This window comes from Pleionea sediminis (assembly GCF_007570825.1).
In the GTDB taxonomy this organism is placed as follows: domain Bacteria; phylum Pseudomonadota; class Gammaproteobacteria; order Enterobacterales; family Kangiellaceae; genus Pleionea; species Pleionea sediminis.
Map to the genome: position 1 here is coordinate 219916 of NZ_SUNB01000004.1, position 15646 is coordinate 235561.

8 protein-coding genes are annotated in these 15646 nt (G+C 39.7%); 4 read left to right on the top strand and 4 right to left on the bottom strand.

Annotated features, from left to right (window positions below; all coding sequences use genetic code 11):
- The first annotated feature begins 429 nt into the window (after positions 1-429).
- The 4 genes from FAX86_RS16335 to FAX86_RS16350 all read left to right on the top strand — a co-directional run bounded on the left by FAX86_RS16335 (position 430) and on the right by FAX86_RS16350 (position 12568).
- Positions 430-7734: a VCBS repeat-containing protein gene (locus tag FAX86_RS16335; RefSeq protein ID WP_144394539.1), complete on the top strand. Its 7305-nt coding sequence runs from the start codon at positions 430-432 to the stop codon at positions 7732-7734.
- Entirely contained in the window at positions 7731-9650 is a 1920-nt protein-coding gene (locus FAX86_RS16340; RefSeq protein ID WP_144394540.1) for a ComEC/Rec2 family competence protein, read from the top strand. The genes FAX86_RS16335 and FAX86_RS16340 overlap by 4 nt, the downstream gene beginning before the upstream one ends.
- Positions 9651-10086: 436 nt before the next feature.
- Complete coding sequence (locus tag FAX86_RS16345) at positions 10087-10743, top strand: hypothetical protein (protein WP_205859233.1); 657 nt, start codon at positions 10087-10089, stop codon at positions 10741-10743.
- Between the two features lie 586 nt (positions 10744-11329).
- Positions 11330-12568, top strand: coding sequence for a hypothetical protein (locus FAX86_RS16350; RefSeq protein WP_144394542.1), 1239 nt, complete (start codon positions 11330-11332; stop codon positions 12566-12568).
- 282 nt (positions 12569-12850) lie between these two features.
- On the opposite strand, the gene FAX86_RS16355 is transcribed toward FAX86_RS16350, so the two are convergent.
- From FAX86_RS16355 to FAX86_RS22255, 4 genes are all read right to left on the bottom strand, one after another.
- Positions 12851-13744, bottom strand: coding sequence for a hypothetical protein (locus FAX86_RS16355; RefSeq protein ID WP_144394543.1), 894 nt, complete (start codon positions 13742-13744; stop codon positions 12851-12853).
- Positions 13702-14682: a serine hydrolase gene (locus FAX86_RS16360; protein ID WP_144394544.1), complete on the bottom strand. Its 981-nt coding sequence runs from the start codon at positions 14680-14682 to the stop codon at positions 13702-13704. The genes FAX86_RS16355 and FAX86_RS16360 overlap by 43 nt, the downstream gene beginning before the upstream one ends.
- A 421-nt stretch (positions 14683-15103) precedes the next feature.
- Positions 15104-15328, bottom strand: a complete 225-nt coding sequence (locus FAX86_RS16365) for a hypothetical protein (protein ID WP_144394545.1) — start codon at positions 15326-15328, stop codon at positions 15104-15106.
- Positions 15329-15475: 147 nt separating this feature from the next.
- Positions 15476-15622, bottom strand: coding sequence for a hypothetical protein (locus tag FAX86_RS22255; RefSeq protein ID WP_164503627.1), 147 nt, complete (start codon positions 15620-15622; stop codon positions 15476-15478).
- Positions 15623-15646: the final 24 nt, after the last annotated feature.

Sequence of the window (15646 nt, forward strand, 5' to 3'; positions counted from 1 at the left end):
GTTTGAGTTTATATTTTCGAAAGAGAAAATCTTCTTTAAATTAAATAGAGGCTTACAAAAAATTATAAGGTCGAGTTGTTTCGATTATTTAGCACTTAAAAAATGTAAATATTGCCAAATGAGAACTTTAATCAAAGATTTTGTTGAGTCGTTTTCTTGGATTGGTCAAAATTAGTTCTAACTAGCGATAAGACCATTATGCTTTGCAAACTCAACTACGGTAATTGATAGCATCATTCACTATGCACTTGGTGTTAATGAATTTTTGTATAAATATTTTCGAGTTAACCGCGCGCAAAAGTTATTAAGCTTGGTGATTTCACTTTGTCTTAACTATACAAGATGAGTCCTAATTCGCGCCTCGTTTATTGTTCACTTAAAAACTTGTTCGATTACGAGTGATTCGGTCAGCATTAAGAGAAAAAACTTATGTTAAAAAGAATTAGTGATTATACAACTGTCTTGTTAGTAACAATTATCGCTGGTTTTTCCCTCCCTGGTTGGTCCGGTCAATATGATAAAATTCATGCCAATGTCACTTTAACGGGTGATAACCAAATTCTCGAAGCTTATTTCAATGGCAATGCTTTAACTCTACCTAATAGGAACGCTTGGACGGTGGCTGACCAAATTCTCCTTGTTCCGCTGAACCCGGAGAAAAATGTGTTGGCTTTTCGAGTGAAAGACGTGGGCGGCCCAGCGTCTTTTATTGCCAATTTTAAAATGGGTGAGTTTGAATTTGGAAGTTCCGGCAATTGGCGTGTTAGTAAGACAGCGCCCCCAGCAAATTGGTCAAACGTTTCATTTTCAGATGACCATTGGGACTTTGCGACGTCTCATGGGTTTTATGGTTCAGGTCCTTGGGAAGATCGTGTGGATCATTTCAATCTAGATTCACCGGCGCAGTGGCTATGGTCGGAAAATAAAAATGCGCCAAATGAAACGGACAATGAAGTCTGGCTTCGATTTACGTTTACTGGTAACTCTTCTATTTCAGAAACAAATCGCGTTAGCTTTCCCATGTTTAACGAGTATTATCATTATAATGGTTTAACTTATGACTCCGGTGTTTCGTGTCCACCAGGAAAAGTTATGACAAAATTGGCAGTGGCGCACGATTGGGTGGTGAATGGATTAAGCTTCTATTGTTCAACCTTGTCTACCGGGGGCTCTCTGTCTAACGAAACCCGGCAAAACAATTTCACTCGGTCCAACTATCCTCTTTGGATTGGCTCAAGTCGAGGTAATATCGATGTTTTGCAATGTGCGCCAGGAACATTCATCACAGGTTTCAATGCGCGTATTGGCTCGTATCTGGATCAAATCGGATTGCAATGCTCCAGTTGGGACAGTGCACTTAATCCTTCTGTAGGTCCTATTGATAGCGAGTCAGCCGGAGGTGATGGTGGTAGTGTTGTTCAAGAAAGTTGTCCCGCGGGATATGCTGTTTCAAGTGCTCGCGTCCATGTTTCGAATCCTGCCAATCCAACCTATGTCAGTCATTTTGCTTTTGATTGCCGTTCGCTAGTCGATCCGATGGGTGAATTTTCTGTATCCCAATCCGATCAAGAAAGTTTTATTACCGCCGGTGATTCAAGTCAAGATGGATTAACTGATGTCGACTTTGAATTCTCATGTCCTGCTAATATGGTAGTGACTGATTTAGAGTATAAACATGATAACCGCAGTATCAATAGTGATGGTGTCGAAGCCATTGCTTTCTACTGTGGACATCTCCTCGCTGATGGTTCGATAATTAATAGTATTCGTCAAGACAAGATTCCGAATACGAACCACCCTGAATGGTTCGGAGTTACCGAATCCACCAATGCAAAAACCCAATATCTTTGTGAGACAGGAAATTTTGTGTCTGAAATTCTTGTCGAAGTTAATCCTTACGTTAGAGGTATATCAGCTGATTGTTCTACAGTGCAAATGGGGTTAGTCGGTCAGTCCGCTAATGCGTTGCGTAGTAGTAACATTCCTCCGTTACCTACCAGTAACGCACCAAATAAGAATACGCCGAACGGTAACAATAACAATGCAAATGACAGCGATCAAAATAACGTTCTCATTAACGTCGATGAGTTTTGCAGTCGTTGTGTCTTTGATGATTTTCTTTCCGATGATACGATTGATTTCACTGATATCTACAAGCGCATTATTTTAGATAATTCCCGTTATGATACGACAGAACTAAAGTATCCAATGACTAATAAAGAGCTCGCTAACGCTACCTTAATTAATCGCGAACCTGAGCTAAACGGAATTTACCAAAGACTTCAAAATATTTCGAATGCCTCGCGAGCCGTCAATAAGTTACAAACGGCACACGCAACACAGAAGTACATCGGCTTGGGCTGCTCTGAGGGATATGCACTGACGGGTGCCCGAATTAATATGACGGATGCTCAAGTACGAATACAGGACATTGAGTGGATCTGCAGCGGGTTTAATCCTAATAACCCGAATAATAATGAAAACTATGAACAAGCTAAAAATCTTGGCGAGTTAATTGAACAAATAGGGCAGGAAGCTAATGGATTAGCTTATCAGTTAAACTTGGGTGAGCTATTGCGCGATGAAGTGCAACAAGTTGTGTCGCTTAATTCCCTGCCAATTTCCAGTGTGCATGTGCTTGAGAAAACTTACGGAACGATTTTCGATGTTGATGGTGTTGAATCGAATTATTTGGACAAACTGGCTTTATTGTTTGAGATTGAATTAGGAAGCACCTCATATAGATCCATTATAGCTATAATTGAAGATGATACAGGTCGCAAACACTTAGCGCTTTTTACTGCTTTTAATGATTTGACTTGGGGAGACTTAGTCCCTCAAATGAATGAGTTCGCTGAAGGAGAACATCAGTTTACCAACAGTTTGGTAACCTGGATATTAAGTAATAATGGTGGGGTATCCCAGCCGATCACTATCAGTAATGGAGAAGCTCAACTAGGCCAGTTTTTACATTCGGAACTTTCTTTTCTTTATCAAACCGAAGATTACAATCTAGAGTTACTACAGGGCGTCAATATTGCTACAGCGTTAGAATTGGATAAGTTACCTAATGCATTAGAAAATAGTTTTGGTTTCGACTGGGATCAGCATACCGTTATTCTAGAAGGTAAAGTCGATATTGATCTTACTGACTTTTTACAAGGTGACTGGTCTAGCCCCAATAGCGTCTATTTTGAAGCAACGCTTCCATTTACAAACTTCAATGCCAGTAAACATCCATTTCCGGCTGATTTTTCGGCGTTGGAATTAGAGTCAGTTTCCTTGGGGATCGGTGTTACAGACGGTCAAATAAGTATGTCATTAGGCTCGATTGTCGATGCTAAGCTGGGCGGAACAGACCATCGTTTTAAATTTATGGGTGGAACTATTTATTCTGATGAAGTATCTGACTTCACTTTTTCTGCGCGGATGCTCAATACTTGGGATAAACCTTTTGGTTATTCCAATGTCACTTTAGAACAAGCGAATATATTTTTCCGGACTGATTCATCATTCACTCAGAAACAAGCAATGTTTACTGGAGAACTGTCTGTAGGCAGTGCGTATTACCTTGCTGGAGTTAATCTTGAGTCGAATGGTCAACGAAGCTCTGGTGAGCTGCAGTTAAGCGTTGAGCATCTTGATCGACAAAAATTGATTCAGCTTTTGTCGCATTTTGGAGCGACGGGTACTTGGCAACATTTACCAAATGATTTTGAATTAACACGAGCAACCTTGACCTTTGATGGTGATACCAACAACAATTTCATGGCCAGAGTTGCAGGAACATTAACAATTAATAACGACTTAGCGGTTGATGCAAGCTTTAAATTTACTCACTCAAGTTCTCAAGGCAATAAAGTGGAAGTCAGTTTGGGTGTAACGGATTTAAGTAGTGCTGAAGTCGCCAGTGTTCTATCATATTTAAGTGGTAGAGATTGGCAAAATACGATACCAAGAGAATTATTTAATATTGAAGCTTTGACGGTTAAGATGACTCTTGGGAATAATTCGTCATTGGTAGCAAATGCTCATACTGAATTTTGTTTATTTAAGCAAGAAACTACCGATTGCGAAAACTCATTTGTTACCTCAGTCCAGTTCTCAATGGTTAACAACCAAACTCAAGTGAGTTTAACCGGTAACTTACAAGGTGAAGTTCGTGTACCTTTGATCGATGTACCTTTGGTTAATCCTTCGATTCGATTGATTGCAGAAAATGGTTATCAAGATATCGATATTCGCTCAACTATTATTTTCAATGGTGCAAGCGTTCCTGTCGAATTAGAGTTCGAGTCAAGAGAGGGTGACATACAAGAAAAGTTCATCATTGGGCCGATTGATTCATTCCAAATTAACGATTTAGAGGCTCTATTTAAAGAGTCAAGTTTTGACAACCCATTGAATGAATACGAGAAACATAATATTTCCGTTAAGTTTACTGACACGACTTTAGAGCTTGAGAAGGAGAATGATCTTTATCGGCTTACGGCTTATTCAAGCGCAACTATCGATCATAATACAGCAACGGATATTGAGCTTGATGCAATGATTAGTGCAACAAAGCGAGGCAGTCAACCCTTTAGCGTATTCGTAGCTCTACATGAGACAGAAGTAAAGAAAGATTCCTTGTCCGATGATTTATCATTTGCCGACTTTGCTCCGGCTCTATCAAATCATTCGAGTGACCCAGGACAAGCTCACGGTATCACTTTAAGCTCAATTAAGTTTGAAAAATCCGCTCTGGTATTTAGTAATTCAAACATCAATCTCAATCAGTTGTCTTATCAAGCTCAAAACTTTCTCAAAACTCATTTTGATGGTCGAGCATTCCCAATTCCAAATGGCATTCACTTTATGGCTGATTTAGTTCTCGAACAGCCTAGCTTGGATACGTTTAATGAGCAAACGGCACGCTTTGGTATCGATAATCAACAAGGCTTATTTGTCGAGGTTGGAATTGATTTTACAACAGACAATACGCCCGAGTTTTCTTTAAAAGGAATTCTTCCAGAAGTTAGAAACTGCGATTTCTTCTCAGACAATTGTATTAATGGCTTACCTAAATGGTTAGTGCAAACTGAATTAACCTTGTTCATCGATGTAAAAGAGTCAGAACTCGACATAGGACTGCAAGGTGGTTTAGGCTTTTCGATCCACGATGATATTATGGAGCTCGTATTAAAAGGAGAGTTTGATGCGACTCCAACACGAATGGCTCTTGATTTTTGTGCTGAACTGGGAGTTTTTGACAATGATAATCCAAGTTTCCCAAGCTGTACTTTGCCTATCGGAGATTCATGCGGCAAAAGTACGAATGGCCAATGGCATACGCTCTTTGGCCAGGACTGGTTAGAATTTCAAGACATTTTGTTTGGCTTATCTTTCTCACCGACTAACATTACATTCGATGCTGCGGCAGGCGTCAAAGTTGATGGGAAAGACATGCTACTGCGTGAATTTGAGTTGAGCATTAATCCTGAAACTGGTATTCCAACAGGTTTTGTTATTGATGTCTTATCACAGTCATCATTGAGTACGGCAGACTTTGTCAGTTTGTCAGAGCGTTTTGCCCAAGGATCAGGAATGCCACACTTTTTAGCAAACTCTAGTAAGTTACCGGCGCTGTATCTACAACCGGAGCACGATGAATCATGCGGACAAGATTTATTGGCGCTTAAAGTGGATTTACGAGCGGGAAATTTCCCATCGATTAAAGCTGAAGGAAAACTCGCTTTTTCGATTGATGGTAACGAACAAAATGCGAGTCGTTTAGGCGAGCTACAGTTCGAGATGGACAGTCATCACCTACATTTTTACGGAGATTTAGAACTGGGTGGAAAGAAATTGTCCGAGACTCGTCTTGATTTAGATTCGTCAGGTTTAAACTTTGCCTCGCAACTTGAATTGCCGTTTACTGGACAATTTGTTCAAGTCGCAAAAGGACGAGCAGAATGTGATTTTACCGTAGCGAAACATGGTGCAGCTTGTTTCAACAATATTGTTTCTCAAGAAGCAACAAATGTATATAACTGTGGCGTTGAAGAACTGTCCGGTCTTGCAAAATGTGCAACTCATCCAAGTAATCTTTATTGGACAGGTTGGGGACCATTTAAAAAACCGCATTGCCGAAATATTAAATCATGCGATACAGATATTGATGTTGCTGTATGTCGCGATAACTTTGAAGAAGCTGTTAAACAATGCGATGAGTATTTAACGGTTGATGAGAGTCAAGGACTAACACTTTTAGCAAAAGTCGATGCAGTCATTGCGGTAAATGGACTTCAGTCAGAAGTAAAAGGCTCGGCAGAAGGTGACGTATGTATTGGCGCTACTTGCTACTATGCGCGTGGAGATATCGATGTTGGGCTAGACCCGCGCCACTTTAAAGTCAACTTCGGTAAAGTGGGTGTCGTCAAAGAACAGAATCATAGTTTCACATCACCGACTGAAGATAAAATGAAAGAAAGTTACCCATTTGTTAATGAAAACATAACTTATCGCGGTAACTTGATTGATTTCGATGCGAGTGGTGAAGGGGATTCTGTCGTTATTAGAGATACGGATCAAAGTAGCTCGACACGATTTAATAATTTAGAAGTTTTGTACTCGAGTCGAAATGAACCGCTGCCCATTATATCTGGAGAGACAGATATTGAGTTTATTGATAATGACGCTGATGTTTTAAGAGCTGATCGCATTCAATTTGCTGACTTTTTTGGTGATGGCCAAACGGATGTGTTGGTGGAGTATCAAGATACTAGTGGAAATTATCGTTGGTTACTTGCTCAAAATGGCTCTCAATCTTGGGAAGATGTCACTCCTGACTCTCTTATTTCGATAGGATTGCAAGGGGAGTTCGCTAGGATACAAATTGATGAAGAGAGTCTCAGTCCAACTTTAGTCGTTAAAGGGATTTTAGCAGGTGATTTTGATGGTGATACTATGGCAGAAATACTGATTGTTGCCACTACAACGTCGGGCGTTAACCACTGGTATCAATGTAACATTGGTATTTCGGGAGAATGTCGTTTAGTTAATTCATCGAATATTAGTTACGAATATCACCAACTGCAGATTGGCTACTTTAACAATGATACAAAACTAGATTTGTTCTACAACGAATCAGGCAATGACAATAATGGTCGTTGGGTTGCGCTTTTATCCAGCGATAAAGGCGAAATGGTAAGAAAGGTTCTTAAGTCAAAAACCTTTTCCGATCTTAAAGAGGATGCTAAGGCCGATTCCATCCTTAATTCGACTCCGGGTTTGTACGATCGAGCGTTGAGTCGCGGCTTGCACTTAGGTGATTTTGATGGTGATGGCTTGACTGACGTACTAACCGCTCGAACTCGAGACAGTAATGGTCAATGGGTTTGGAACATTGCTTACGCGAGTAGCGACTATAATAAAGCTCAAGTTTATCGTGACTGGAATAATCCTGATCGACTGTTCGTGAGTGACATCGATGGCAATGGTCTTGCAGATGCCGTCATTGCTCAAGATAATGATGGTAACGCTGATTACATATGGCGAGTATTTTATGGTGGTGATGCTAATGATAAAAAAGGTGGCAAAAATCGCCGAAACAATTCTGAAGACGGGGATTATCAGAATGATTCGTTAGATACTTTAATTACTTCGATTAATATCAGTACCGACTTGGTTCACAGTGGTGCTATTCAAAAGCCAAGTGCCGCTGAGCGCAAGCAAAAGGAGAATATCCAATGATTTACTTGACTCATATCAAACGAACACAGACCGAGTTGAGTTTCTATATTAGTCGCTTGCTTCAAGTTATTTATCGGCAATCAATGACTAAATTAGTTTTAATGACTTCACTTCTTATGACGTTGTCCGTCGCTAGTGACGATGAAAGTGTGGTGCAAAAGAACTTTAAAGCTAAACTAACTACAAGTCAGTTTAATGCGATATGGAGTAAGCGAGAATTTAATGATACTAATTCAGATAGTGAGGTTGGATTTTACCTTTATCCTAAAATTGCCAAGAAGAATATTGTTAAAGATGAAGTCATTAGAGCATTGGTTAACTCCGCAGAAAACTGGGATGAAATCGATTCAGGCTATCAATATATTTTAGAGTTATCCACTGCATTAGGTTTAGATGTTCGAGCAGACGCAGACGGAAACATTATTGATATTATTCCTTATTCTAATTATTGGCTTGATAATCCTCTAAATTTGGATATCGACGTGCTCAATGCCCAATACCAAGCTCTCGACTGGGATAAAAAGATCGATACAATCTTGAGTATGAACGCGAATTATCGAGGTAAAATAGTTCGAGTTTATTATTGTGGTGACAGTGAAGGATGTCCAAAAGGTGTAAGTGGTTGGTATCACCCTAATAAAAATTTGCTGCTCGACGATAACGAGCTAGATATACCCCCAAGAGATAACAAGAAGGATCTGCGCTTGCACGTTTATGCGATAGGTGCCGGGAACTGTACGGTCATTGAATGCCCGGATTCGAATGAAGCAATTGTTGCTGATTGTGGCTCGACAGGCGATGCTAGATATCCTAAGACGATGTTTCCAACAAATAGTAGCCAAGTTTTGTCGCCTCCTGCTGGTTCAACGGAACGCCCAATACCTTATGAAATCAATTTCTTTTTGAGCAAACTCTACGAAGTACTGAAAGATAAAAGTGAAGTAACGATTGTTCTTAGTCATTCTGATATCGATCATTACAATTACTTTGAGTTCTTTACTCACAATTTTTTCGGTAGTGATATATTAAGTAACTTAAAAGCCTTATATGTTGGCGGTCAATTTAATCAATACAATTCTGATATTGATATCCCTGCAACAATTCATGGTCACTTTGGTGATGACGCAGCGAATAAGGTGTATGCAATGGGAGAAGTTTTGGGTCAGCCATATACCCACGTAGAAAAGTATATCGATCGAGATGCTTCTGGAAGAGCAATTAGACGGAATATTAGGCGATGGACTGCGCAGCCAATTTATTCGCTCGATGAAACGCAAAATGGAGTACTTAAGACAGAACCTCCAAGTTGTGGCGCGGCGACGGTTGATATTCTTGCCGTGAATGCTGAAGAAGAGGAGTGGAAGATTAAAAACGGATCCGATCCTCGCTCTAATCAAAGAAGCCTCGTTTTACGTGTCAGTTATCAGGGTAAATCAATCATATTACCCGGTGATGCGACAGAAACGGCATTACGTAAAACGTTAACTAACGGGATTGGACAATCAACTATTGTGGTTGCACCACATCATGGCTCTGCTGAAAAGAAATCTCATCTAGAGGAATGGATCGAGAAAGTTAACCCAGAATATTTAGTATTTAGTAGCGGAAAATCGAAACACGGTCATCCGAATCTAACAACGTATAATCGTTACAATCATAGTGGTTCACAATTGCTCGACGCTGATGAACATAAATTTTTTGTTTACAACGGACATAACGCTTCTTCCCAAACAGTAACTTCGAATAAGCAAATTTTTAGCACTTATTTTGATGGAAGCGTTGTTTTTACTATTAATGGTACTGGTAGTTCAGCAAATCGAGTAGAAGCAGATTGCTATGGCCCATTTCTAAACTTAGATAAGCCAGATGACGATGAGCCCGAATTTAGTCACTGGTGTAGTCCGTTAAAGAGATGAGGGCACTGTTTACCGAAACCATCCTTGTAATAAAGAGATGAGTAAATACTAATAATTTAGCTGTCTATCCTTAACGATAGGCAGCTTTAATTTGAATCGTTTCTGAGAATATTCTATTTCTTTATGAGTATATTAAGTCTCAGCGAACTAATTTTCATTTACATGTCAATGCTCAAGATAATTTCAGAGAAGTCTTACAGCTAATCTTAAGCTAAATTGTTACTCTTAAACCTCGATAAAATGCCGTTAAACTATCGAGATGTAATACGATTGCTGAGTTGTAAAAACAGTAACGAAATTATTACAGAATTGAGTTATGGATAATTGTATTTTTGAGCCTAAGTGAAAACGTTGGTACTGCTGCTGCACGTTGCAGTTTTTCATTGTCGCCCTTTAACGCATCTTCCATATTAAAGACTAATTTAGGAGGCTAACAATGAGCAACTTTACAGGAATATTGATTACCCTAGCAGTGCTGGCAGTTCTGTTTTGTAGTGGGGAAGTAAGCTCCAAAGCACCACCGTACGAATTGAGAAAGACAACGGATGGCTACCAGATTGAAGGATTACCGCGTGAACTGATAAGCGAATTTAGGAATCTGACTGAACGCGAAAAAATAGCTGTATCACTAATCGATCCCCAATACGGAAAAACAAAAATATTTGGTGTCGGTACCGTATTGGGAGAAAACTCCTTGTCACTATCGACAAACAAACAGTTTCGTTATTCCCCCGACTTAAATAAAACATACCTTATATTAGAGTTGGCCTCACCACCAACTGGTGGAGGTGATTGTTCTGGATGCACCCTCACCAACAGTAACCTGCAAGCTGTATCGCCTCAAATTTGTTGGTGCTTTAGCAAGACACCTTCCGGCGATGGAGACAAAAACTGTGACGGCTCCCCTAAGCTTGTGCATTTTCCTTTGCCACCTGAATCTGTTTTTAATCTTCGTCAGGCAATGAACGATCATCAAAAAGCTTCCATCTACCTCGAATGCTATCCAACATCCGGTCCCGAAGATTGGGCAGAAGATTGCACACTCTTTAATGCCATTTGTGCAGGAGGTGGTGGAGGGGGGGTCGCAACTTGAAGGAGGAGGGTATGGTTGCTCAATTAATCGCTAAAAACATTTTTACGATGTTTGAATCCACCGAGAGCAATTAACTGGATTGAAGAACAGTCATTATCTAATGGAAAAAAGGCGCTTAATAATTTTGTTAGGCGCCTTTATCTCTCAACTAAGAAAAACAACAACGAATATCCCATCAACCGTCCCTTGCTAGATTTAGAATACCGTTTAGTTAACTTAGTCTCGGCGCTATACATTTTAAGATTACAGACTTGCTTTTTTTTCAATATCAATCTGTTTGAAATGTACGTTAGTGCGCATGAGAAGTTCTTTTTATCATTCAAAAAAACAAAAAGAAAAAATATCTAAGAAACGACAAAAACAGCAAAAATGGATATCTTTGTTTAATTCGAGATCTTTGACAACACAACAAAACATTATGGTTTCATTAGTGTAATCCTTTAAATAGAGTACGAGTGTCGCTATGTGAGTAATTAAAATGCGCGACTATTCAAAGAGTCGTCATTTACCTAGTGACAACAGTTTCAACAAAACTTTCAATTCCAATTATCCTAACGTAACAACAGTTCATTAAAGGTATTTTTATATGAAATACAACTCTATGTTTAAAACATTTTTATTTCTTATCTCTGTAGTATTGATCTCCTCAATGTATCCATATCCACTTGTCGCAAATGAAAAACCAGAAGGTTTTCCACTAGATAAAAGAAGTAGCACCAATAAAACAGAAAGTGTCTCTGCAAATACGGTTCGTGCCGAAACAGTTGGCTCATCTGACAGTTATAGCAGTGATGATAAGCTGCGCATAGACACCCCAAGCACGGCCAACAATGGTGATTTGTTAATGTTATTTTTAAGTCGAACCGACGACTTACTTCCTATCCGTTTAAGCAGCTGGGATTTTGCTGCAGCCTGCTTTAAAACTTCAAATGGGCAAAACTCGTGTCATCAAGTGCGCGACTGCATCGACCGTGACGGCGACTATTGTATGCGCTTTGATGGCGGTAGTGGACGAGATCTGGCAACGGTTGTCTTTACTAAATCCGTAAGTTCCAATGAACCAAATAACTACTCATTTAATTTGCGTGGTAAGAAACCCACCTGGGCCATTATGACCGCAGTCCGTGGTGCAAATTTAAATAACCCCATTCGTGACGTAGCAACCGAATCTGACGATGGTTCATCCGACAGTCTTTTCCCGTCTGTTTATGGTAAAGAAAATGATCTTTTATTGTTGTCGATGGCATTTGACGACACCGCGCAAAAAGACGATTTTCGCGCACCCGATGGTATGGAGTTAGTCGATTGGACGCGTGGTTCAGATGAAGCAGGATTTCTTTATTCAGAAACACTGAGCTCTACTGGAGAAACAGGAAAGAGGAAAACGCATGGGCCGGGCGGCCCGAGTGCAAAAGATGCTCTAATTTCATTAACGGTTCGTGCGGCGAAAGATGACGATGGCGATGGCGATGGAGGTGATACACCAACTCGTACTAACAGCTTAAAGCCCGATCAACCGATGAAATTTGGCGACCGGTTAATTTCCACCAATGGAAATTATCGTTTGTACTTCCAGGGCGATGGTAACTTGGTATTGCGTGATACAGGTGGAAACGCGATTTGGGCCACCGATACGCATAACAAGGGCGGCGATAAGTTTATCTTTCAGAATGACAGTAATTTGGTGATCTACTCGGGCACTGAGCCACTTTGGGCGAGTAATACCCATGGGCAGGATGCTGATCGATTGGTATTAAATAATAATGGCTCTTTGGTACTGTATCGTGGCAACACTGTCGTTTGGTATGCAGGCAATCAACTTTAAAGAACTTGTTAATTGGTAACTAATTAAAAAGCCACATCGAGAGAATTTTTTGATGTTGCTCGAAAAGCTCATCGCTCCGTAATTTTGTGACGACAAATTTACGGAGCGAAAAGTAGGGGAGATCACTCACTTAAATAATATTCGTAGGTGTTTTACTTTCTTTCAGAAATGGTTGTTACAAAACAAATTCCATAACAATCATTCTGATATGTCGAGCCATGAGTTGGTTAAATTAATGTACACCCATCGAAAAATGATGGGTGTACTAATTAATTATTTCTGCTAACGTTCAATATCAGTACAAATATAACGACGAACGACTTGCTTACTGGCTAAATCATTACTTTTACCTTCACTAAAAGTACAATCCTTGTAATACGCATAGTGACTGTTATTTTTACTGACAATTGCCACTAAATCATCAACGGTTTTTCCTGGTGCTAGCTTACTTTTGTAAGCACGCCGTTTGCTGGCAAGGTTATGTGAAATCCCACTACTGACCCACAATTCACCATTATCGTTGTACCAAGCAAAATGCATATCATCATTAGAAGAAACATGAATTAAATTATTAATTGTGTATGCCGGGTCAATCCGAGAAGGATACAGACCGCGATTGCTGTCTAAATCTCGACTACTTCCACGCATAACCCATAATCCTTGATCTCGCTTGAGCCAAGCAAAATGAAAATCATTGTTAGCCGAAATATCAAAAACTTCTTCAAGTTCTCTTGAACCGTCTAAAGATGAAGGATAAAATTTTCTATCCCAGTCAAAATCTTGGCTGTTTCCAGCTGTTACATAAATTCCAGGGTAATAGGCAAAATGGTGATTATCGTTAGCCGAAAGATGCTCTGCGCGAAAGCCGTAGGTTGCATAAACAAAGGCATCAAAAAGCACTCGGGTTAACTCTCCAGAAGAGAACTCGCCGCTATTGATGGTTGCTGCAGCATAATGATTGCCAGGCAATGGAATAAAACTCGCGCGATAGTTTTTAAAACTGCCACCATGAAATCCCCATGTTGAGTGTCCTGTATCGTCTGCAAAAATTGAATCATTAATCTGACGCCATAAAATCAAACGCGTCCCTTCAGCTATCGGTCGCTTAATCCGTAAACGTATACCATCACTTATTAAATCATTCGAATGACCAAAAACTTTCGCAAATTGCGCCAATTGTCGTGCACTAAAGAAAAAGCCTCCTTGTGGTGCACAAGCGCTAGGACGAGGAAAATACCCATGAGTAACATTTCGATGTGAATATGATTTGGCAAAACTCTTTTCACCGAGCTCATCGTAAGGATTGCAGACTGGCTTCTCGCCTGAAAATATCTTAGGAAAAAAACATAAGTCATATAGTTTTTAAACATATTGTTATAAGCCGAAAGTATTGATTCAAAATACTCTTCTCGATCAGGTAAGTCTCCATACTGCTCTTCGATCCAAGCGGTCTCAGATGGATAAGCTATTGTTGGAATGATAAAACGCATTAACGAAATGTTTGTATTGTTGTAATCTATACCGCCTGTACCAGGTTGCCTTATAGTACCTCTTTGCAGTGCCCACTCTAATTTTCGCCAACCAGACGGTGGTTGATCTTGAGGTTCTTCACTATTCGCTTGAATCAAACCTGATTTATGAATAAGTAAATCACGAAATGTAAGGTCTTTTATCCCGTTTTTATATTGCGCTTTCAATCGTGGTGGTAAAAAGTCAGCTACTTTTGCCTCCAGCTGCTGATTGACAGTTCCCTCGGCGATACGGTTTTCTCGAATTAAATCAAGAAAAGCAACCCCAGTAATTACTTTACTAACAGAGCCTATATTACTAACAATGCTGGTAGACATAGGTACATTTCCGTTAGATGGTCCTTGTGCGAATCCACCTGCACCATCAACTACGGTTTGTCCTGGTGCCACTAAGGTAAAAGAATAACCTTTAACTCTATCTTTTAGACGAGAATGAACAAAATGTTCAAACTTTTGTGGATCAACTTCCGGTATTGCCGAAATAGGTGATGTGGCTATAATAAACAGCCACAAACCAATTATCCGATAAAGACCGTTCCTTGAATGAATAGAGCAAACTCTATTCTTTAGTTGGTTATCTTTCATCTTAATATTCCTCTTTTTTTAATATTTATTTAGATATCCAGTTAGCCAATCGCTTGAAGAGCGATATGTGTAACCTCAGCATTTGGAGCATTAACTTGTGTTATCAGAGACTCTAGATTTGCATCCCTATGGTAGAAATTATCTAGATTAGGAACTGCTAAGAAAGTGCTCATTTACAAAGACAAAAGACTAATGATAAATTTTTAACCATACTTACCAATCAAGTATGATAGGCTTCTTTAGGTAATATGCTGGAAACTTTATAACAGAAGGGAAGAACAGAACATTTCTAGGATATCGAAGTTAGTTATTGATTTTATTACTATTTACCTAAACCAGCGACTAGGAATCTAAATACAATCTATTTAACATAATATATATTATGCGCATTATAGAATACAGCCCCCAGAGCAACGGTTGGCTAATCAACGGTCTTGTTACTGAGTTCTAATATTTCTTTCTTACGAAGCTCTAGATTTTGAAGCTCCTTACGGTTGGCCTGTAGTTCATCATCCGTTAATCGCTTGGTATTGTTATAGTGATCTCTATGAATTAAGTTTCTTCTTTCAGTCTCTTCGATAATCTGTACGTATTCATCTAAGTATTCAGGATTAACGTTTGGCATCTGTTTAGGCTCATCAGACATAAATATCTCCTTGCTAATTAACGTCTTTGGTAACTCAGTTTAGTTTACAGATTGGAATTTGCTTGGATTAAATATCCACATTTTCAGTGGATAACCCTGTTTAAAAGACTCTGGGGCTAACGCCCCAAGGTTAATCAAGGGTGGTTTCTACTGCGTTTTTGACGATTCATTAGAGACCATTTGTTCGACGGTATCTAAGGCAGTCTCAGCTAGGTTCGCTATGGCCTGATGACGGCCATCGGGTTGACTGGACGTTCCCTGCGTCGATTCCGCACCCGCCTCGTCGGCATGCACCGCTTCGCTGCAATAGAAAACGAG